Origin of the sequence: Paenibacillus thailandensis, assembly GCF_042685365.1 — a bacterium.
GTDB lineage: Bacteria > Bacillota > Bacilli > Paenibacillales > Paenibacillaceae > Paenibacillus_AP > Paenibacillus_AP thailandensis.
Genome location: NZ_JBHUMY010000012.1, coordinates 373717 through 393374 on the forward strand (window position 1 = coordinate 373717; position 19658 = coordinate 393374).

A 19658-nucleotide genomic window follows, 5' to 3' on the forward strand; every position below is an offset into this window, starting at 1 on the left:
AAGGGGCCGTCTCCGGTTGAATAACCGGCGGCCCCTTTCTCCGTTTTGTGAAGGTTAAGATTTCGGTTCGCTTTTGCCGTCGTAGCGTTTCGTCCACTCTTCAAGGACGGAATCGCGCTGCTTGGCAGCCTCTTGAAGATCGTATTCGATCAGCTGATCGATCGGGTTTTTCGTATATCCGGCCGGAATATCTCCCGATTGTCCCTTTACGGCGACAATCGGGTAGTTTTTCGCGTATTCCGTCATCGCTTCGTCCGTAATGGCCCAATCGAGAAAATCTTTCGCAGCTTGCTTGATTCCGTCCTTCTCGATCAACGCGTTCGCCTCGACGTCCCAGCCGGAGCCTTCCGCCGGGAACACCACTTCGACCGGCGATCCCGATTCCTTCTCCGTGATTCCGCGGTAACCGAACGAGATGCCGATCGGATACTCGCCGGTTCCGGCCATCTTGGCCGGCTTGGAGCCGGAATGCGTGTAGATCCCGATATTGTCATGCAGCTTGTCCAGGTAAGCCCAGGCCTTCTCCGCACCCATCAATTGCTGCAAGCCCGACACCGTCAGGAAGCCCGTTCCGGAAGAGGCCGGATTCGGCATCGTAATCAAGCCTTTATATTCCGGCTTCGTCAAATCTTCATAGGTCTGAGGGATAGCAAGACCTTTTTTCTCCAGCTCTACGGTGTTCACCACAAAAGCCGTTTCCCACGCGTCGATGCCGACCCAGTGCGCCGGCTCGTTCGAATCTTTGAATTCGGCTTGGATCCGGTCGATGCCTTCCGGCGAATACGGCTCCAGCATGCCGTTCTGATCCAACACCAGCAAGCTGGTCGCCGCTACGCCCCATACGACGTCCGCGACCGGATTATCCTTTTCGGCCAGCAGCTTTGCCGTTATAATGCCTGTCGAATCGCGTACGATATTTAATTTCACGTCGGGGAATTGCTGCTTAAACGATTTCAAGTATTCGTTGATTTGATCATCCTCCAGAGCCGTGAATACGGTGAGCTCCTTGCTTTCCGAACTTTGCGGCGAACCGCCTCCGGCAGCGCTGCTCGTCCCTGCTTCTGCATTGTTCCCGCATGCAGAAATTAACGCGGTCATAAGCAGCATGCCGATGGCTAGAAACCAGCTTTTTTTCATTACGTCCTCTCCCTTTTATGTTCTGTTTTTGCTTCCTTTACTATAAACTTGGTTGTTTAACTCACTGTAAATTCCAAGTTAATAATTTGTTTTGATTCCACATTCTCTTGGTTTTATGTGGTTTTTCATTTTCTTTTATGTTGTGCAACAAAAAAAACCGCTTAAGGCATTCCCTTAAACGGCTCCCGATCCGGTCTTATTGGGCTACAATCCAATGCACATCCTGCTCCTCCAGCTTGCTTTTCCACGCTTTCGGCGGCGAAACGTCGCTTACGATCATATCGATCTCTTTAAAATCGGCGAATTTATAAAAATGGTTCGTTCCGATCTTGGTATGGTCGGCAAGCACAATCGTCTGATTAGCCTGTTTCATGAAGGTGCGGGCCAGAATGCCCCTTTCGTCGTCGTAACTCGTCACGCCGTGATCGATTTGCAACCCGTCGGCAACCAGAAACGATTTATCGACGTGGAAGTTGGACATAAACTCCATGGCGAGCGAGCCCGACGTCCGGTAATGCTTCGTATTGACCCGTCCTCCGATGAACACGATTTCGCCGTCGAAAATGTTGCGGTTTTTGTAGCCGAGCAGCAAATTAAGCGTGTAAACCGATGAGACGAGTAAGGTCAAGTTTTTTTTCGTTACAAGCGAATCGATCATTTGCAGCGTTGTCGTACCGTCATCGACGGCAATCGTATCGTGGTCCTGCACGAGCGCTGCGGCCGCCCTTCCGATCAGCCGTTTCTCTTCGGCCTGCCGCACTTCGCGATTAACGTAAGCGGGCTCCTCGCGCTCCACGTTAATTTTGACGGCGCCACCGTATACGCGCTTTAATTTTTTTTCGTGCTCAAGCTCTTCCAAGTAACGCCGCACCGTCTCGGACGATACATCCAACTCCTGGACGAGCTCCGGCGTCCGTACCTTTCCGTTCAGCTGCAGCAGCTCGAGAATGATTTGTTTCCGTTCTTCTCCGGCAAGCGACATTCCGATTTCTCCTCTAGCGTTAAAGTGTAGTCAGCTTTGGGGCTCCTTTATGAATCGTATTTTAGCCGATCCCGGCGAGGGTCTCAATCTTCTCGTGCACCTCGATGCCGCGTTTCTTCAGTTCGCCGAATATCGTCTCCGGCGCAAACGTCTCCTCCGGCGTAACGATTCCGGGACGGGCCGTAGGCAGAATCTTGCCCGCCGCAATCATTTCGGCCGCAATAGCGAGCGGAATTCCGACATTTCGAGTATAAGCCCGAAGTCCTTCCCAGCCTTCGACGCTCCCGTCGGAAGCGGGATGCGTATGGGTGAGCGTATGCCGCACCGGCTCTCCGGTTTCGGCGGACAGACCGGTCACTTCAACGTGCAGCGCATAGCCGTACAGCTCGGTCCGATGCCCTTCGGGCGCTTCAAACAAATATTGGCCGACCGCATCCATAATGCCGATCTCCCGGCCGCCGATGCGGATTTTGTCGTTGCGCATAAAGCCGTATTCGTAAAGGGCGCGAACCAAACGCATGTTTTGCTGCGGCCAAGTGCCCCGCACTTCGATTAACCGGACCCCTTTGGAAGCGAGCGCCGCTGCCAGCGTCCTTGTCTCCGCGTGCGGGATAATATATTGGACGGCCTTGCCGTACGGCTCCGGAAGCTCGATCTCGCGCGGGCGGGCGAAAGGCTCGACTTGAATGAATTGTCCGTTCTCGTATACGACGCGTCCCGGAAGCCCCGGGTCGTATTCGTAAACGGTCGTTTCCGCAATGGACTTCGAGAAGGCGATCGGCCGGTACGAGCCGTGGCTAACCCGCACTTCGCGGACTTCCTTTAACCGGTTTGCGGCATGCATCGCCATCATCTGGGTAACGCCCGGCGTCATTCCAAAACCCGGCAAACATATTTTGCCGTGGCGCACAAACATGTCGCGGCTTTGGTTCTCGTCGCCGAAACCGTTCAGGTTGACGCCGTGGCAGCCCGCTTCCGCAATGCACGCCGTGGACCGTCCGTTAAGCCCGATAGTCGTTCCGTCCATCACAATATCGTAGCCGCGGAGCTGATTGACCGTCTTTTCATGTTCCAGCACGTTTATTTGAACGGCCTCAACGCGCTCGTCGTTTATGGATTCGGCAAGACGAACGGCCGCTTCCAAATCGTAATCCCCGATCGTAATTTTCTCAAACGCCGAATACTGTGCCAAATCGCGAACGGCTTCGCTGCATATGCGGCCCGCTCCTCCCAAGCACATCGCTTTCATGTCCGAATTCCTCCCCGAGATTGTTATTGAACGTTATACCTTGCCATTCCTCCGGATTGAATGATATCGACCAGTCTTAACATGTCATCCTCGTAAACGTCGCCGATGCTGCCGATCCGGAACGTCGGCTCGGAGGTAAGCTTGCCCGGATACAGAACGAAGCCGGCCTCCTTCAAACTTTTATAAAAAAGCGGAAACGAAAATGCCGAATTCGGATACCGAAAGGAAGTGATGATCGGCGACTGCCACTCCTTCGGCAGCAACGCCGGGAACCCCGCTTCTTCCATGCCGGCCGTCAACGTCCGTTGGTTTCGGCTGTAGCGGGCGTGACGGGCTGCAATCCCCCCTTCCGCCTCCAGCTCCTTCAGCGCCTGATCGAACGCTCTTACGGCATGGGTGGGCGAAGTATACCGCCATTTGCCGTTCTGCCGCTCCATCGTATCCCACTGGTCGTACAGATCGAGCGACAAGGATCGGGCATTGCCTCTGCAAGCCGCAATCGCGTCTTTCCGGGCGATGACGAATCCGAAGCCGGGAACGCCTTGAATGCACTTGTTGCTGCTGCTGATAAGAAAATCAATCCCTAGCTCGGCCATATCCAGAGGAATGCCTCCGAAGCTGCTCATCGCGTCCACGATAAACACTTTGCCTTGCCGTTTCACGACTTCCGCAAGCTCGGGCAGAGGGTTCAATATACCGGTCGTCGTTTCGCAATGAACGACGGCGGCGTGAGTAATGTCCGGATCCGCCATAAGCGCCTGCTCGAACAAGTGCGGATTTACAGCTTCCCGCTCGTCGAAACGGACAACGGTTGCCTGGATTCCGAGAACCTCCGCCATTAGCGCCATCCGTTCGCCGTATGCCCCGTTAACGGCGACGGCAAGCTTGCCGCCTTCGCGCGGCAGCGCGGTGCCGAGGGCGGCTTCAATGCTAAAGGAGCCGCTCCCCTGCATCAGCACGGCCGTGAAATCATTCGGCCGAATTGCGGATGCCAGAGCCGTCAGCCTATCGCGAATGGACGTTACGAGAAGGTTGTATTCCTCGTCCCACGTGCACCAGTCCTTCAGCATCGCTTCCTTGACCGATCGGGTCGTCGTAAGCGGGCCGGGCGTAAGCAGCAGATACGGGTTGTTCGCGCTCGCCATTACGGACGCTCCCCTCTTGCCAGCTTTTCGTTAATAAGCCCGATCGCCTGCGCCAGCTCTCCGATCTCGCGGATAATCAAATGCGCCCCCGCATCCCTCAGCCTCTCCGATACGGCTTTATATAAACGATCCTTCTCCTCTTGCGTCAATGCATCGGTTTCCTCCTTCGACAGGCCCAGCTCGTTGCCGCCGAATACGACGCCGACCGACCACACGCCGGCATTCCGGCCTTCGCGCATATCCGCTTCGGTATCGCCGCATTTGACAATGCCGCTCATCGGATAAACGCCAAGCGCTTCGGCGTTCCGGTATATCATCCACGGATGCGGACGGCCTTGAGCGGCTTCGTCCGGCGTAACCGTATAATCCGGCTCATAGCCGTGCTTCGCCGCAATGGGGGCAAGCACGTCCATCATCGGCCGGGTATAGCCGGTCGTGCTGCCGATCCGAATGCCCTGCCGCTTCAAATTCGCCGCCAGCTCCACGGCGCCCGGGACCGGAACCGCAAATTGGCCGAGTATCGAGAACAGCTTCGGTTCGAAAGCTTCGTACATTTCTTCGATATCACTTTCCGTCGGAAGACCGCCGTAACGGCCAGCCCATTGCGCCGAGACGCTCGCGTCCGCGCAAATATCGCGGAGATGATCCTTTTTCATCCGCCCCATCGGCCTGCGGATCGCCTCGTTCGACGCATCGATTCCTCTGTCCGCAAAAAGCCGTTTGAAGGCTTCGACCGGCGCGAAGCTGCCATAGTCGACCATCGTTCCGGCCCAATCCAAAATAACCGCTTTAATCATCGCAAATGACCTCCGGTGAATTGTAATTATGTTCGTTTTTGCCAAGCCGCCGTTTTGCGGCGAAGGTTCGAAGTGCCCGCTTCATACAACGCCCTGACGACGACGTTCAGAAGAGCGATTAAGACGGACATCGCCGCGGCGGGTGCCGTATCGCCCGCGTCGTCCATGTTGACGATCGCGACCGACGCAAGCTTTATATCCGCACCGTAAAGGAAGATGACGGCCGATACGGTCACCATCGCGTTGACGAAAAGATATACCGCCATTTCCAGAACGGCCGGCAAGCTGAGCGGAACCGTAATCCGGAAAAACGTGCGCAGCTTCGAGACATTCATCGATTCCGAAACATGGTCGAATTCTTTATCCATCATTTTGAGGGACGTTGTCGCCGTCATAAACGGCACCGAATAAAAGTGAACGATATTCGCGAGCACCAGAATCGCCATTGTCCCATACAAAAAATGCAGCGGATTGTCGGGATGGTTGAAAAAATATATATAGGACAATCCGATAACGAGGCCCGGCAAGGCCAGCGGCAGAACCGACAGAAAATAAGCCGTCTGGCGGACAAGCCGGAACCTCTTGACTTTCTCGATCCAATATGCGAACAAAAAGATGACGACGGTTCCGGCAACCGCGGTCCAAAGCGACATTTCCACGCTGTTCCGGAACGGACCGAAGCCGCCGGCGGCCGCGTTCGTGAAATCGAAGTTATTCCATGTGAACGACAGGTCGTACGGCCATTTTTTGACGACGGAAGCCAGCGCGACCGTACCCGTCAACAGCAGCACGGCGGCTGCGATCAAACCGGCGTAAACATAGGCTGCTGCGTTGCGAAGCCGGTTCGCCTTTATCGCGTACGGAACGGACTTCGCCGTTACATAGGACTGCTGCCTGCGGGCGATTAACCGGTCCGCCGCAAACGCGATCAGTGCAGGGACGGCAAGAACGATACCGACGACCGCCCCCATCGGCATGTTTTGCTGGCCGACGACCTGTTTGTAAATATCCGTCGCCAGCACGTTATATTGCCCTCCGACGACTTTCGGCGCTCCGAAATCGGTAAAACTGAGCGTAAAGCAAATAATGACGGCGCCAAGCAATGCATATTTGACCGCGGGGAGCGTAACCGTCCGGAACTTGCGAAACCGGCCGGCCCCCATAGACTCCGCGGCTTCGTAGAGGCGGTTGTCGGCAACGCCCAATCCCGCGCATAAAATAAGAAACGCTTGAGGGAACGTATAAATGACTTCCGATATAATGATGCCTGTCTTGCCGTACAGCGGAATTCTCCATTCAAACGGAAGAATCCCGAAAAAACCGGTCGAGAATAACCCTTGATGACCGAACAAATAAGTAAGCGCCAGGCCGTGCATCATCGTCGGGGCAAACAGCGGCAGGAGAGCAAGACCCTTAATGGCCGCTTTCCCCTTTATGTCCGTGCGGCAAATAACGTAAGCCAAGCCGAAAGCAAGCGGCACCGCAATCGCCGTTGTAGCGGTCGAGACGACCGCCGTGTTCATAAGCGATTGAACGAGCGAAGCCGCGCCGAAATATTCGGCAAAATTCCTTAAGCCTGCCCAGCCCCCCGTCTGATCGAGAAAAGCCTGCCGAAACAGAAAAAGCAGCGGCAGCACGAGAGCGGCCGTCAGTGCCGCCAGCATAAACAGAAGCGCCAGCTTTATCGGCCAGCCTCTGCCGGACGGAAGAATACCGGCCCTTCCGTTCTCTGTCAGCCCGGATGACAGCGGCAAGACGGCATCGGCCGTTTTACTCTCCATTCCAACACCTCCATTTCGTTCGTCATCCGGCTGCGTGGCCGTCTTCGTATCGCAGCAGCTTCTCTTCCGGGAGCCGCAGCTTTAGGAGCAAATGCCGAGATACGGCCAGCTTCTCGCCCGTTGCCGAATCCACGTCGACGGTTAACGCCGCGTCCGTTCTTTCGCCCTGCCGGTCATTTAGCTGAAGCGAAATTCGATAGAAGGATCCGCGGAATTCGACGTTTTTGACGAAGCCGCTAAGCACATTCTCTTCATCCATGGACGCGTCGAATGCGATTTCCACGTGCTCCGGCCGGATGGCGAGCCGTTGTCCCGATGCGGTTCCGCTAACGAACCGCGGCTCCAGGAAATTAACCGCTCCAATAAAATCGGCCACGAAAGGCGAGCCCGGCTTTGCGTACACTTCTTGAGGCATCCCGCATTGCATGACCCGGCCGTGATCCATGACGACGATCCGGTCTGCCATCGTCAGCGCCTCCTCTTGATCATGAGTAACCATAACCGTTGTAATACCGAGCCTTTCCTGCAGCTCGCGCAGCTGCTCGCGCAGCTTTTCTCTCACTTTGGCGTCCAGCGCCGACAACGGCTCGTCCAACAACAGCACCTCAGGCGACATCGCCAACGCGCGCGCAAGCGCTACGCGCTGCTGCTGCCCGCCCGACAGCTGGGACGGGTAACGGTCTCCGGCGTTTTCCAGGCCAACAAGCTCCAGCATATCTTTCACTTTCTCCGCCGCCTGCCTGCGCGGCAGCTTTCCTTTCAGGCCGTAACCGACGTTAGCCCGAACGGTCAAATTCGGAAACAATGCATACGACTGAAACACGATTCCGAAATTTCGCTTCGCGGAAGGAAGCGGCGTAATGTCGACGCCGTTCAACATCACCTGGCCGGAATCCGCCTCTTCAAGGCCGGATATAATTCGAAGCAGCGTCGTTTTTCCACAGCCGCTCGGCCCGAGCAGACAAGTAAACTTGCCTTTCGGAATATGAACGTTAACGTCTTGCAGCGCTTGAAATCCGTCAAATGTCTTGTGGATGCCTCTGATCGCCAATCCGTCCATGCTCATGCGCATTCTCCTTACCGCTTGTTTTTACGGAGGCCGTTGCCGGCAGGCGATTCGGCCTCCCGTTTAAAAGCTCATGTTTGCAGTGTAGGGTTGTATTGTTATCCGAGTATTAAACACAAGTAAAGTTTGTGTTTTTAATTGTTTTTAATCTACTTTTGGTTGTATTTCCGAGCTTTTTTATTTCGCAATTCACCTTGTATCTCTTAAGCGGTTTGGATAAAAGCGGTTGCATGCATATAATTAAATTGGTTCCTCTCTTTGTCTAAGGACGGTGTCGTCCCTTGGCGCGTTCTAACAAGAAGCTTCTATCATTCAAAAGGAGACGGTCGAATTCTTATGTTTTATTTGCTTCCTCTCATGTTGGAGAGGGTCGGCATTCTGGTCATTGTCGCTTTTCTGCTGTCCAGAATGAAATCGTTCCGGCAAATCGTCCGCAACGAACATCAATTGCCCGCCAAGCTGCTGCTGATCCTTACGTTCGGCGCGTTTGGCGTCATCAGCAATTATACCGGGGTCGAAATCCGGGGCAGCTCGATCGGCTCCGAAGTGTGGCAAACCGGCGTTCACGTCGACAGCGCCCTCGCGAATACGCGCATTATGGGCGTAGCGATCGGCGGGCTGCTTGGCGGTCCTCTCGTCGGGACCGGCGTCGGCCTGATCGCCGGTCTGCACCGGTTGACGCTCGGCGGCTATACGGCGGTCGCATGCGCCGTCTCCACCCTCTTGGCCGGCATCGTTACGGGCTGGATCGGCAGAAAGTTCCGTACATCCGACGGCAACGCTCCTTGGAAAGCCGTAGCCGTCGGCATTTTGATGGAATGCGTGCAGATGGGCGTCATTTTGCTGATCGCCCGCCCTGTTGACGCAGCCTTCGAGCTGGTGTCCATTATCGGGCTGCCGATGATCGTCATGAACGGCTTCGGCACGCTTCTGTTCATGCTTATGATTCAGTCGATCCTGCAGGAGGACGAGCGGGCCCGCGCGCATCAAACGAATCTGGCGCTTCATATCGCGGACAGTACCCTGCCGTTTTTCCGCCAAGGCTTGAATCCCGATTCCTGCCGTGAAGCGGCGGCCGTCATATTGTCGCGGACGGACGCCGACGCCATTTCGATTACCGACAGGGAGCGGGTGCTGGCCCATGTCGGGGCGGGCGACGATCATCACATTCCGTTGCACAGTCTGGCTACTAGGCTGACAAGAACAGTGCTTGAACAAGGAAAGATCGCGGTCGCCACCTCAAGAAAGGAAATTCAGTGCGCGGATGAAAATTGCAGCCTTCAAGCCGCCATCGTGCTGCCGCTCCAAGTGCGGGGCGAGACGGTCGGCACGCTCAAGCTGTATTATACGGATCCCGAACGGCTCAACGGCGTACAGAAGAAGCTTGCGGAAGGGCTTGGCAAGCTGTTCTCCACGCAGCTCGAGCTTGCCGACGCCGAGCTTCAAAGCAGGCTGCTGAGGGACGCCGAGATTAAGGCGCTGCAAGCGCAGGTCCATCCGCATTTTCTGTTTAATGCGATCAACACGATATCGGCGTTGTGCCGGACCGACGCGAGTAAAGCCAGAGAGCTGCTCGTACAGCTCGGCACTTTTTTCCGAAGCAATCTGCAAGGGGCCCGGCAGACGCTTATCCCTCTCCATCAGGAGCTCCGGCATGTCGAGGCGTACTTGTCGCTTGAACAAGCGCGCTTCCCGGACAAATACTGCCTGTCGATGGATATCGAGCCGGGGCTGGAAAACGTGGATATTCCTCCGTTTACCTTGCAGCCGTTAGTCGAAAATGCGGTCCGGCACGCTTTTCAAGGATTGGGCCTGCATCATAAAGGCGCTATCGCGATACGGGCTTACCGCAAGGACGATACGATGGTTATCGAGACGCGGGACAACGGCATAGGGATCGGCGGCGATCTTCTCGAAAGGCTTGGGGATCAGGCCGTGCGGTCGGCCGAAGGCACCGGCACGGCTTTGCACAATATTCGGAAACGCATTGAGGAAATTTACGGACGGGACGGCTTGTTTCAAATCGAAAGCGATGAACGGACAGGCACGAAGGTTATGATCAAGCTGCCGATTCAATCGGCACGGGAGGAAACGTTATGCTGAAAGCCTATATTGTAGACGACGAGCCGCTGGCGCGGGACGAGCTTGCTTATCTTTTGCAGCGGACGAAGCGGGTGGACATCGTTGGCGAGTCCGATTCGTTGGAGACCGCGATCAAAGAGATCGACGAGTTGGAGCCGCAGGTCGTATTTCTCGATATCCAGCTCGCGGAGCAAAGCGGCATGGAGCTTGCGCGCCGGCTGGCCGATACCGATTCGCCTCCGGATATCGTATTTGCGACCGCTTATGACGAATATGCGCTCAAAGCGTTTGAAGTTAACGCCGTGGATTATATATTGAAGCCTTTTGAAGAGCAGCGGATTAAACAGACTGTCGACAAGCTGATGAAGCTGCGTGCAGCAACCGGCCGCAGCCCGTCCTATCCCCTGCCCGGAACGGACAAAGCCGGCGGCAAGCTCCCGGTGACCGTCGAAGAGCGCATCCTGCTTCTCGATATCGATCGGATTCTTTATATCCAGTCGGAAGAAGGAAAATCGGTAATCGTGACCGAAGGCGGACGGTACAAGGTGAACGAATCGCTTGCCGCATTGGAGCGCAAGCTGGCCCGCACGCCGATCGTGCGCGTGCACCGCTCTTATCTCGCCAATTTGAATGCGGTCCTGGAGATCCAGCCTTGGTTCAACGCTGCGTCTATCTTGATCATGAAGGACGGCTCCAAAGTATCCGTAAGCAGAACCTGTATGAAAGATCTGAAGCAGCTGCTCGGTTTATAATAAACGATCGATACGCATAACGCTCTTCCGTTCATGCCTCCATTTTTGCCGTTCGGCCCTTCTTTTTGGCCTTTTAGCGTGAAAACCCGATGAAAAGGCTTACAAAAGTTAAACTATCGATAGTCAAACAAGAAGCCAAACTATGCGCAAAGGCACAAAAGAAAGGGGCGCATCGAGTCATGAATGCGGTTACAATCGTAATAGCTTCCATCTGTATTCTCATGATAGCTTACCGCCTTTACGGTACTTTTATGGCGGCGAAAGTGTTGAAGCTGAACAACGGCACGCCAACCCCCGCGCATGCGAACGCGGACGGCAAAGACTATGTTCCGACCAACAAATGGGTTACGTTCGGCCATCACTTCGCGGCGATCGCCGCCGCCGGCCCGCTCGTCGGTCCGATCTTAGCCGCCCAATTCGGTTATTTGCCCGGGCTGTTATGGCTGCTCATAGGCGCCGTAATCGGCGGAGCGGTCCATGACGCCGTCGTGCTGTACGCTTCCATGCGGAAGCAAGGCAAATCGCTTTCGGAGGTTGCCAAAGAAGAGCTTGGTCCTGTAGCCGGCTTCTGCACCGGCCTTGCCATGTTGTTCATCATCGTCATTACGATGGCGGGGTTGTCGATGGTTGTGCTCCATGCGCTGGAGAACAACCCGTGGGGCACGTTCGCTGTCGGCGTCACGATTCCGATCGCGATGGGCGTCGGTTTGTATTACAAGAAGACCGGCAATCTGAAGACGGCCACGACCGTCGGATTTATTTTGCTCATGGCCTGCGTATTTGCCGGCCCCTACATTCAAGACACGATCGTCGGCGAGTGGCTGACGTTCGATGCGAAGACGCTGGCGATCATTTTGCCCGTTTACGCCTTCTTCGCGGCGGCGCTGCCGGTGTGGCTGCTGCTCGCGCCTCGCGATTATTTGAGCAGCTTTATGAAGATCGGCGTGTTCGTCGCCCTGATTATCGGCGTCTTCATCATTAACCCGGCGATTCAATTCCCGGCCTTCACCGAGTTCATCGGCGGCGGCGGTCCGGTTATTGCCGGCCCGGTCTGGCCGTTTATCTCGATTACGATCGCCTGCGGCGCCATATCCGGTTTCCATGCTTTCGTAGGCTCGGGCACGACGCCGAAAATGATCAATCAGTGGACCGATATTAAAGTCGTCGGCTTCGGCGCCATGCTCGTCGAATGCGTAGTCGGCATCATGGCTCTCATCGCCGCCACGGCGCTTCATCCTGCGGATTATTTCGCCATTAACTCGACTCCGGCCGTCTTCGAGAAGCTTGGCATGAACGTGGTGAATCTGCCGCAGCTTAGCCAGGAGATCGGCATGGATCTGGAAGGAAGAACCGGCGGAGCCGTTACGCTTGCCGTCGGCATGTCGTATATTTTTACGAAAATCCCTTGGTTCAGCCATTTGGCCCCGTTCTTCTTCCAATTCGTCATTATGTTCGAAGCGGTATTCATCTTGACCGCCATCGATTCGGGAACGCGGGTTGCACGTTACTTGATTCAAGATTTCTTCGGGGAAATCTACAAGCCGCTTAAGCGGACGGATTGGCTGCCGGGCAATATTACCGCCAGCGCGCTGGCCTGCTTCATGTGGGGGTACCTGCTCTACTCGGGCGATATCAGCTCCGTCTGGGCGCTGTTCGGCGTATCCAATCAGCTGATGGCTTCGATCGGTCTCATCGTCGGGGCGACCGTTATTCTAAAAATCGCCGACAAACCGATCTATGCTTTGACCTGTATCGTACCGCTAGCCTATCTTTATGCAACCGTCAACTATGCCGGTTACTGGATGGTCCGTAACGTCTATCTGAACCCGGAAGCAAGCGGCTATAACGTCCTGAACGGCGTATTGTCCATCATAATGCTGATCCTCGGTGTTGTGATTCTCGTCACCGCGATCCGAAAATGGACGCAGCTCTTAAGCTCTCCTTCCTTAAAGCACGGAACCATTACGACTTAACGATTGGAATGAGTCTGGCAGAAAGGAGCTTCTCCATCCAAGTCTTAAGAACGAAAGCCGCGAAGACCCGTTTTACAGGTCGTCGCGGCTTTTTCCCTTGTCTACTACTCGTGCACCAGAGCAGCTCTCAATCGGTTGACGCCAAATTCCAAATAACCTTTTAAGCAGGTCAGCATATAAACCCAGCCTTCTTTGTTATCCAACAGGCCGCTTATGTCGTGTTCGTTAAAACCTTCTTCCGTCACTTCGACAATCGTGCCGGCGTTGTCCGGCTGCCGCAGCCTGATCGTGACGATATGTCCTTCCCCGTTATCGTAAACCCATTCGAATACGATTTTTTGATTTCGTTCGATTTCGATAATCTTTATATCGCCTTGCGCATCGTATTCATCATATCGCAAAGTAATCGTTTTGCCGCGCTCCCATCTTTCGGAGCTCGACGAAAACCAAAAGTTCCCGATTTTCTCAGGGTCGACAAAGGCTTCGAACACTTCGTCGGCGGTCTTCAAAATTTTGATTTTCGTAACGTTGTTCATAACGAATCCTCCTTCCCCTACTCCGGCAGCTCGATTCCCAGCTTCTCCGCATACTGCTCGTATAATTCCCGCCAGCCGTGGTTATATGCGTTATGACCGACCATCGAAGGCATCCTCTTGCCGGCAAGCGTGCCGACAAGGCCGTCGAAACAGAGATGCCAACCGGCTGCGTAAGAAGGAGCTTGCTTGCGGTCCGCAAAACGGTGGCGAAGAACGAGTATCGTCTTCTCTCCGTCGCCGTTTAGTTCCCAACGCAGGATGTCGGTTCCCCATCGGTATACGACCAGATTCGGGGCTTGTACTTCCAGAACATAACCTTCCGTATCGTCCGCCTCGGGCATGTCGATGTGCGCCAGCCGCACGGCTCCGATCGAAGTCAGGTCCCTGTCCGGCTTGAACGGCCCCCAACTCGGAATTTGCCCGGCTTCCGTCAGTGCAGCCCATACGTCCTCGCACGGATGCTCCAGCGTCCGTTCAAGGACAAGCGTCCAGTCTCCGTCGTCTTGGGTGAGACGGACATTTTCCAATTCAGGCGTATTCATTCCGTAGATTCCTCCCGTAAACTTTTTTTCCGGTCAAGATGTACGGCCAATGCGTCGACATGCCGGCTCCACTTTTTCCGGTAGGCGCTTAACCACTCGTCGACATCCGCAAGCGGTTCGGCGTTCAAGGAATAAATGCGGCGCTGGGCTTCGACCTTGACTTCCACGAGCCCGCTTTCCCGAAGCGTTCGTAAATGTTTGGATATTAACGGCTGTGAAAGCCCAAGCTCGTTAACCAGCTCCGTAACGCTGGAGTCGGATTGCAGCAGCCGGTCCAGAATGCGTCGGCGGGAAGGCTCCGCAATGACGGCGTACGTATCAAGCATGGCTTATCGCCCTCCTTAAGCATATATTATAAACCATTAGTTATATAACTACAAATTCATATAACGGACGAAATGAAGCGCTGTCGAGCCGGAGCAAATAATGTATGAAACGAACAGCATACACCCATCCTAATCTCAAGAAAGCGAGAATAAGGAGGGATTTCCATATGCCGGTTGCAGCCGTAAACGGGACAAGCCTGCATTATCGGGTCGGCGGAGAGGGCGTTCCGATCGTCTTTATTCATCCTCCGCTGCTCACCAGCGCGGTTTTCGCCTACCAGATGGCCCAGCTGTCCGCAGACATGAAGGTCATCACGTTCGATATCCGGGGACACGGCCGAAGCCCTTATTCGCCGGCTCCCGTCACATTCGAGCTGATCGCCGAGGATATAAAGCAGCTGCTCGATTATTTGGAAATTGAAAAAGCGTTTATTTGCGGTTATTCAACGGGCGGGGAAATTGCAATGGAAGCCATGCTTGCTTATCCGGACCGGTTTCTGGGAGGCATTCTGATCAGCGCGCAATCCGAGGCGAGCGACGTGCTGCTCCGCGGCGTAATTCGCCTCATGAGCGGAATGTCCGGATGGCGCCTTTCTTTCCCGCTGCTCAAATTCGCGATCTCGCAAGGCAATGCCGACAGCAAAGAAACGCAACGTAACCTTTGGCGCGATGCCAAAGGCGGCGATATACGCAATATCCACCAGTATTTCAAATACAGCTTGAACTATACCTGCACCAAACGGCTGTCCCGGCTCCAAACGCCCGTGCTTCTGCTTTACGGGGATAAGGATCGGGCGTTCAAGCGATATTCGGCTCTGCTGCTGCGGGAGCTCCCTCATGTCGAACTGGTCATGATAAGCAAAAAGAAGCATCAACTGCCGACGCCGACGAAAGCGCCGGATTCCATCAACGAAACGATACGCCGCTGGGTCGGTACCGTATTGCCGGCCGGCAAAGAAGCGGTCGATAGGGAGGAAGAGCGCTTGCCCGGAATCTATCCGGGCGATCATGCCGATTATGCGGAGCAGCCGCGTTTGTAAACAACGGAAGGGCAACAAATTCGGCTCCGGCTTGCCCGCCGTCGTTAAACGTTAAAAGCCCGCAGCAAATGCGGGCTTCACAATGGTATTAGCGGGAGAAAATCCAATATTGACGGGCTTCCCTAAGGAACAGCGACTCCTTCGCCTTTACCTTGCCGTCGTCCTTGACGCCTTCGTCTACAAGGTCGTCCTTCCCGTAGCGCGTATTGTCCGCGTTCGGATCCAAAACGTCGATCCAGCGGCCGCCGTCCGATTCCGTCATGTTCCATAGGACGATATAGTGTCCCCCGCTCGTAAAATGCCCGGTCGCCATCGACGCGATCGCCATTCTGCCGCCTTGCAGCAAAGCCTCCTTCGTTTCCTCCCAGCTTCCCGTCTGCTTGCACTTTAATCCGTAAGACGCTGCAATTTTGCCGAAAAACGTCCATGCCGTACCGTTATCCTTCGTCCGAAAGCCGTTGTTAACCGCGTATTCCGCTGCGGCGTGCGGCAGCACGGCTTCCTCCGTCATGGAGCTAATGACCATCGCCATGCAGGTTGGACCGCAGCCGGAGGTGCCGATCGTCTGGGTTTTGTTTCGATGGTTGGAGTAGACGAGATTTCGCCAGCGGGCATCCTCCTGACTGTAATAAACCGGATTCTTTCGCGAAGCGCCGGCAATGACCGGCGTATTGCCGTTTGCCGGCACCGCGCTTGCCGAAAACAACACGCTCCACGACTGTTTGCCGACTTTGCCTTCCGACGCGCCCGTATTGCCAAGCTTATTGCGCGTTTTGAACTGCGTGACGGCATGCAGCGTATTGGCGCCGAACTTCCCGTCGGCGGCCAGCGCTTTGCCGCCCGCTCCCGTGTAACCCAGCTCTGAGAGGCGCTGCTGCATAAGCTTGACGCTGCTATTGCAAACATCGGGAGCAAAAGCCCAGTATTTCGTTCAGTTCCGTATACGGCGGTTTTGCTGTCATTTCGTTCCCCTTTCCCGACGGCTATTGCTATTCCAATGGCTCGCCGCGTTCTTGTTTTCTCTTTGCCTGTCTATAAACCTCTCTCCAATAAACGCCGTTAACCTCTGCGCCTACGAGGAACGTTTCCTCGAGCAGCGGCTCGACGACCGCTTTTAACGCTCTTACGTTCCGGTAGCCTTCGCGCAGCAGTCTGGCATAGAGCCGTAAATTCGATTGCATCTGCAAAATTTCGTTTGGCTTTAATTCACCGTAGTTAACCAATTGGCCCTGAAAAGTATGGATAAACCGCTCCAGCTCCTCTGACGCCTCGGCAGCCTCGAGCGCTTGCGTCTCCATTTCGAGAGCCGCGTCCAGGTTCGCAAGCACGGTTCTCAGCTTCGCTTCATGAGCTGAAATTCGCGCCTGAATCGTTTCCAGATCGAATAGCCGGTTTTCCAAGTTTTGCTCGCCGGAAATAACCGAAAACATGTCAAGAGTAGCGTCCGAGAGAACCGCTCCGTTTTGTTCGACCAGCATGCGTCCGAAGCCCGGCAAATTTTTGTGGAACAAGTCCAGCACGTTAAAAGCCTTCGACGAATTCGGATCGATAAAATAGCGGGAGGCAAGCCGGCGGTCGGCCTTCGGCATCGGCATATTGTTTAGCTCTTTCCTCATGTAATCTTTAAACTTGTCGTTGAACAGATTTTGCGCGCCGCCAAGCACGGTGTCCAGCACGGCGCCCTTCGCGGCCGTCCCCGCGTCTCCGAAATCGCCGTCGTAAAGGGACGATTCCCATGGAGAGGGAAGCATTCGAGGCCTCTTTTCCATTAGGCTCTCCGGTTCGGGCCGCGTTACCGTTATTTTTTTTCGAAGCGCCGCGGGCTCTAAATTTTCGATTGCGGCTCCCTTGCCGGTCAGCGCCGAACCGAGAGTCACCCCGTTTCCGAGTTCGGTCGTCACGCGCAGGGCGGTTCGTTTGTTTTTAATGGCGGTCAGCACTTTTTCCTTTAAAGCCGGATCGATATGAGGAAGCCCTTCGATTTGCTGCCGAACCTTGTTCATATCCAAATTTTTCGTTAACGCCGGCGCATCGTGGATATGGGTCGCTTTGGTCGCTTTATTATCGATAAGCAGCAGAATATCCTTGCCGGGGTCGTATACGATCAAGTCGACTCCGCCCTGGTTCACCCACTCCTTCGGGGCAATAATGACGTTTTCGATTCCGTATTTGCGCCCGAGCGCGTGGGCCGCGTTAATTTCGCCCAATAAGCCTTTGGCATGCTTATAAGGACCGTAGAAATCGCCTTCGAAGCCTTGTATCTCGACGATACCCGGCTTTGGGCTTTGCTGCGGCGCCAGCCCGCCCGACTTAGACTGCGTGCCGGTCCTGCTGCGCTTTGTTTTCGGTTTCTCGGTCGTAGTCCGGCCTCCCGATGCGCCTGTCTTCGTTTGGACCGATTTGCCCATACGCGTTCAACTCCCGTCAATTCGCATTTGGCGCTAGTTCATAATCGTTCCGCTTCCGACTTCCCCCAAATCGGTCGTTGCCGGAATGAGATAGTAGCGCACTCGCCAGGTCAGCCGTTGTCCCTCTTTGATATGGCGCGAATAAATGATCATATAGTTGGTACCGGGCTTAAAATCCGCCCATGCCTGGAAGCCGGAAAAATCGTTAGCCGTTACAACCCCGTCGCCCGCCTCGAAATAAAAGACGATCGCCTTTCCTTTCGCGTCGACATTGATCGGATAAGATTTATAAATTACATTCGTTCCCAAATTTTCAAAAAGGACGCTGCCGGTTATGACCTCGTGTTTCGGAATGTTCACATACGCGCTGCCCTCCGCGTCCTTCACCTCGACGCCGTCGATAAAGATCGCGTTGGCCTGCATGCCAAAGCTGCTCCCGTCCTCTTTTCTGCCCCAAACGGAAATTTTCTGCGGTTCCTTTAAGACGCCCGGCATGCCGGTTACGTTTATGGGATCGGAGCCGCCGGCCTGATGGGAAGCGGCATGCGGACCGCCGCCGCTGCCTCCGCCCGAAGCGGCGATATTGACGTTCACATGATCGTCTCCCGCTTGTTCAACGGTTACGCCGCTGCCGGAGAAGCTGAATCTTTTCGCCTTCACGTAGTTGTCTCCGTCGGTATAGACCATCACTTTCTGCGGATCCGCCAATTCGCCCGGGAGATTGTCGACGTTAATCGGATCGGACCCCCCGTGTTGATGGGAGACCGCGTGCCCCGGCAGCTTGCCGTGGAGGGAACCGCCTAAAGCCGTAAGCCGTCCGAGCAGCCGGTTATTGTACACGTAGCTGCGCGAGCTTTCGTCGATATTCGTAATAAGCCCTTCTCCGTCGATCGTTATAGCGGCGATGATTACGCGCCCGTTCTCCTCTTCGCTTGCGCCGCTTTCGTCTAACCGGCCGAAGGCAAGCTCGACGATTTTGCGCTGAAGCTCTTCGTCGCCGATGATCTCGACGGTGCTGCCCGCAGCGTCGATCACGGTACGCGACCCATTGTCGTAAACGCTCAGTTGTCCCGCTATGACGCCGCTGCCCGTCTGTCCGCCGGCTCTAATCGTATAGGTTTTTTTCCAGACGGTCCCTGCGGCCGCCGCACCGGGGAAAAATTGAAGCATTTCATGCTTCAGATACGAAAACAGTTCCGGCACCGTATCGTGCAGCTGAAGCTCAAACGATTCGGTCGAAGCAATGGGCTGCAGGGCCGTCAGCCTCACGGTAACCTCAAACGAATCCTGCGGGCTGACGAAGCGGGGAACGATCCGCTCCAGCTTTAGCTTCGTTCCTTGATAGAGAACGGTCGACTCGTCCAGAAGGTCGTGCAAATCCGGCTCAGCCGCAGGCGGCGTCGGCGTCAGCTCCGCCTTGAACGTTTCGACGATCCGATTGGCTTCGCATATTTCTTGGCAGCCGGACGTATTCGCCAATGCCGGGATCGGCTCGCGCGTACACTCCTCGTAGCGCAAAGCCAAATAAACCGTCTTATTGCCTTCCCCCTCTAACGGATAACCGGCGAGCTCCTTGATGTCGGACTGCACGACCTCCCGGCTGACGACGATTTCGGCTCCGTTGCCGTCGATGGCGACGCCGGGCGTTATCCGAATGCCCCGTCCTCCGACTTTATCGACCTGAAGCCCGCTGACGACGCCGGACCCGATTACGAGCCGGTTAATAAGCCGCTGCTTCGCGACGCCGTATTGCTGCTCCAATTGAAAGTCGCGAACGGTAAGCAATTTTCCGTAATAATAGTTGTTTTTCTCAAAAGAAAGCAAAGGCGCTTTCGACATTAA

17 protein-coding genes and 1 pseudogene are annotated in these 19658 nt (G+C 55.1%); 4 read left to right on the forward strand and 14 right to left on the reverse strand.

Annotated features, from left to right (window positions below):
* Positions 1-54: 54 nt before the first annotated feature.
* The 7 genes from ACFSW5_RS13245 to ACFSW5_RS13275 all read right to left on the reverse strand — a co-directional run bounded on the left by ACFSW5_RS13245 (position 55) and on the right by ACFSW5_RS13275 (position 8157).
* Positions 55-1137 (reverse strand): putative 2-aminoethylphosphonate ABC transporter substrate-binding protein, encoded by a 1083-nt coding sequence (locus ACFSW5_RS13245; protein WP_379273702.1) that lies wholly within the window; start codon positions 1135-1137, stop codon positions 55-57.
* 196 nt (positions 1138-1333) lie between these two features.
* A complete protein-coding gene (locus ACFSW5_RS13250; RefSeq protein WP_379273704.1) occupies positions 1334-2119 on the reverse strand; it encodes a DeoR/GlpR family DNA-binding transcription regulator in 786 nt (261 codons plus the stop codon).
* A 61-nt stretch (positions 2120-2180) separates the two neighbouring features.
* Complete coding sequence (locus ACFSW5_RS13255; RefSeq protein WP_379273706.1) at positions 2181-3368, reverse strand: saccharopine dehydrogenase family protein; 1188 nt, start codon at positions 3366-3368, stop codon at positions 2181-2183.
* 23 nt (positions 3369-3391) lie between these two features.
* Complete coding sequence (gene phnW / locus ACFSW5_RS13260) at positions 3392-4513, reverse strand: 2-aminoethylphosphonate--pyruvate transaminase (protein ID WP_379273709.1); 1122 nt, start codon at positions 4511-4513, stop codon at positions 3392-3394.
* On the reverse strand, positions 4513-5310 hold the full coding sequence (phnX, locus tag ACFSW5_RS13265) for a phosphonoacetaldehyde hydrolase (RefSeq protein ID WP_379273711.1): 798 nt from the start codon (positions 5308-5310) through the stop codon (positions 4513-4515). The genes phnW and phnX overlap by 1 nt, the downstream gene beginning before the upstream one ends.
* Before the next feature lie 26 nt (positions 5311-5336).
* Positions 5337-7091 (reverse strand): putative 2-aminoethylphosphonate ABC transporter permease subunit, encoded by a 1755-nt coding sequence (locus ACFSW5_RS13270; protein WP_379273713.1) that lies wholly within the window; start codon positions 7089-7091, stop codon positions 5337-5339.
* 22 nt (positions 7092-7113) lie between these two features.
* Positions 7114-8157, reverse strand: coding sequence for an ATP-binding cassette domain-containing protein (locus ACFSW5_RS13275; RefSeq protein ID WP_379273716.1), 1044 nt, complete (start codon positions 8155-8157; stop codon positions 7114-7116).
* A gap of 336 nt (positions 8158-8493) precedes the next feature.
* Here ACFSW5_RS13275 and ACFSW5_RS13280 point away from each other — a divergent pair, with 336 nt between their 5' ends.
* From ACFSW5_RS13280 to cstA, 3 genes are all read left to right on the forward strand, one after another.
* Entirely contained in the window at positions 8494-10260 is a 1767-nt protein-coding gene (locus tag ACFSW5_RS13280; RefSeq protein WP_379273718.1) for a LytS/YhcK type 5TM receptor domain-containing protein, read from the forward strand.
* Positions 10254-10991, forward strand: coding sequence for a LytR/AlgR family response regulator transcription factor (locus ACFSW5_RS13285; RefSeq protein WP_379273721.1), 738 nt, complete (start codon positions 10254-10256; stop codon positions 10989-10991). The genes ACFSW5_RS13280 and ACFSW5_RS13285 overlap by 7 nt, the downstream gene beginning before the upstream one ends.
* 179 nt (positions 10992-11170) lie before the next feature.
* Positions 11171-12964, forward strand: coding sequence for a carbon starvation protein CstA (cstA, locus tag ACFSW5_RS13290; protein WP_379273723.1), 1794 nt, complete (start codon positions 11171-11173; stop codon positions 12962-12964).
* Positions 12965-13068: 104 nt separating this feature from the next.
* Here the strand turns inward: cstA and ACFSW5_RS13295 are convergent, their stop codons facing one another.
* The 3 genes from ACFSW5_RS13295 to ACFSW5_RS13305 are packed head-to-tail and all read right to left on the reverse strand — an operon-like array spanning position 13069 to position 14368.
* Positions 13069-13500, reverse strand: a complete 432-nt coding sequence (locus tag ACFSW5_RS13295) for an SRPBCC family protein (protein ID WP_379273725.1) — start codon at positions 13498-13500, stop codon at positions 13069-13071.
* Between the two features lie 17 nt (positions 13501-13517).
* On the reverse strand, positions 13518-14042 hold the full coding sequence (locus ACFSW5_RS13300) for an SRPBCC family protein (RefSeq protein ID WP_379273727.1): 525 nt from the start codon (positions 14040-14042) through the stop codon (positions 13518-13520).
* Positions 14039-14368 carry an ArsR/SmtB family transcription factor gene (locus ACFSW5_RS13305; protein ID WP_379273729.1) on the reverse strand — a complete coding sequence of 110 codons (330 nt, stop codon included), beginning with the start codon at positions 14366-14368 and terminating at the stop codon, positions 14039-14041. The genes ACFSW5_RS13300 and ACFSW5_RS13305 overlap by 4 nt, the downstream gene beginning before the upstream one ends.
* Before the next feature lie 167 nt (positions 14369-14535).
* Between ACFSW5_RS13305 and ACFSW5_RS13310 the strand changes: the two genes are divergently transcribed.
* Entirely contained in the window at positions 14536-15408 is an 873-nt protein-coding gene (locus ACFSW5_RS13310; protein ID WP_379273731.1) for an alpha/beta fold hydrolase, read from the forward strand.
* 88 nt (positions 15409-15496) lie between these two features.
* On the opposite strand, the gene ACFSW5_RS13315 is transcribed toward ACFSW5_RS13310, so the two are convergent.
* From ACFSW5_RS13315 to ACFSW5_RS13330, 4 genes and pseudogenes are all read right to left on the reverse strand, one after another.
* Positions 15497-16117: a C39 family peptidase gene (locus ACFSW5_RS13315; protein WP_379273902.1), complete on the reverse strand. Its 621-nt coding sequence runs from the start codon at positions 16115-16117 to the stop codon at positions 15497-15499.
* A 48-nt stretch (positions 16118-16165) separates the two neighbouring features.
* Positions 16166-16291 (reverse strand): annotated as a pseudogene (locus ACFSW5_RS13320) (peptidoglycan-binding domain-containing protein); the annotation flags it as partial.
* A 106-nt stretch (positions 16292-16397) separates the two neighbouring features.
* Positions 16398-17816 carry a hypothetical protein gene (locus ACFSW5_RS13325; RefSeq protein ID WP_379273733.1) on the reverse strand — a complete coding sequence of 473 codons (1419 nt, stop codon included), beginning with the start codon at positions 17814-17816 and terminating at the stop codon, positions 16398-16400.
* A gap of 33 nt (positions 17817-17849) precedes the next feature.
* Positions 17850-19655, reverse strand: coding sequence for a hypothetical protein (locus ACFSW5_RS13330; protein WP_379273735.1), 1806 nt, complete (start codon positions 19653-19655; stop codon positions 17850-17852).
* Positions 19656-19658 lie beyond the last annotated feature (3 nt).